The sequence below is a fragment of the Streptomyces sp. NPDC057654 genome (genome assembly GCF_042800135.1).
Taxonomy (GTDB): domain Bacteria; phylum Actinomycetota; class Actinomycetes; order Streptomycetales; family Streptomycetaceae; genus Streptomyces.
Window position 1 is genome coordinate 1 of the sequence record NZ_JBHVHQ010001302.1, and the last position, 1,602, is coordinate 1,602.

At 65.2% G+C, this 1,602-nt stretch carries 1 protein-coding gene; it reads left to right on the plus strand.

What is annotated here, in order from left to right:
- The first annotated feature begins 86 nt into the window (after window positions 1–86).
- The gene (locus ACFU99_RS43050; RefSeq protein ID WP_384404081.1) at window positions 87–398 is read left to right on the plus strand and encodes a DUF6415 family natural product biosynthesis protein; all 312 of its coding nucleotides are present in this window, start codon (window positions 87–89) and stop codon (window positions 396–398) included.
- The last annotated feature ends 1,204 nt before the right edge of the window (window positions 399–1,602 follow it).

Sequence of the window (1,602 nt, forward strand, 5' to 3'; positions counted from 1 at the left end):
CGCCGTCTTCGGCTTCTAAGGTCTCCTCACCGATCCAGTCAAAACCAGTGAGGACGATCGTGGTTGACGTCGCCGAGGTCGAAAACGTGATCCGTTGCGCCCTGGCTAAAAGGCCGGTGTTGCCCCCGTACTCAGACCTCTGCGTCATACATGCGTCCTTGCTGCACCACATCGAATGTCTCCGGCCTTTGACCACGAAACAGGTTGACCAGCTTTGCCATGGGTCCGTGGATTGGTCTCTGAAGCAGACGCACCTGAGTCAGGTCCAGTATCAGATTGATAAGGGGCTGGGCTCCGGGCTCCTGTCGGCGTCACGTCAAGTGCAGAGCCTGGGATATACGCTCCGTTTCCTGTTGGAGAACTCTGGCCTGCCTGCGGGGGAGGTTGCTGCGTTGTGAGTGGTGCATGCCAGTCCAAGGCGGTCGTCTTCCCTCTTCTGGGAACTGAGGTGATCACGCGGTCAACCCGGCCCGATTGGGCACACGACTCGTGGATTTCCTGCGAGTTGCAAGGCACACGACATCGCAGGCATTACGCGATGCTGCACGAACTCACACGCGGCATTTCTCTGTGGGGCTGGTGGAAGAAGGCTGAGGTCGCGCTAGTCCTCTTGCCGCATTGTGAGTCAGCGGGGCCGCCGGAGAGCCAGGACCCAGACGCGTGCGTACTGTTCTTCGCTCACCCCGGCCGGTGCACTTGGGCGTGGTCACCGTGAGCCGACTCCAGCAGGTGTGCGCCTACGTGGGGCGGTTCTCCGGCCTTCTGTACCTCTCATTGATTGCTGGAGGTATCGGCTCGGTGCTGGCTCTGGCGCTCATTTCTCAGCGGTCGCGCTAGCGCGGTCGGGGAGCCGCCGTAATAGGGAAACCGGCTGCCTCCCTCCCTTCAACTCCCCTTGGCGCGTGCGACCGTTGGGCGGCGCAACGCCTTGGGGCCGCGGTGGAACACCGACCCATCCACCGCCAGCGGTCCGGCCCTTCTGCTGATTCACCCCTGGGGGCAGGGGGCCGGACCACGCTGAACAACCGCAAACGCAAGACCGGACCACCCCTCAAACCCTGGCAGGCGCGGGGTGGTCCGGTTGAGAGTCCCAGTTCAGGAACCCCGGTGCCGATGGTACCGGGGCGCTCGTCGTGTTCTCGATCGACGTCGCGTCTCGGGTGTGCAGCGAGAAGAGAGCGGGGCTTGAGCTGATGGGCAAGGTACGAGAAGTGGCCGGCGGCTGTACTGCGGGACCCCTTGGTCGGGGAATCCGGGTTCTGTTCCTGGTGCCTCAGGTCGGGAAAGTCAGCCACGACGGCGGGGCTGATGGCGGCACACCGGCACGTGTGCGCCCTAGCCACCCACCGGCAATCGGCCCCCTTCTGCTTCTTCGGTCTTTGGCCGGCAGACGCGCTCGTGTCACCCCGGCCCCCGTCCCACCGATGGCGCGACCGGCCCGCAGACCACACCGAGACCTGCGCGCCGCCCCACGGACCGCTGATGGTCCGAGGTTCGAGCTGGGCGGTTCGAGCTGCCGTACTGGGCATGCGGGCTGCTGCTCGGGGGCGCGCGCTGAGTGGGCCGGGGCCGCCGTGAACGGGGCGGTAGACAGGAGTGCGC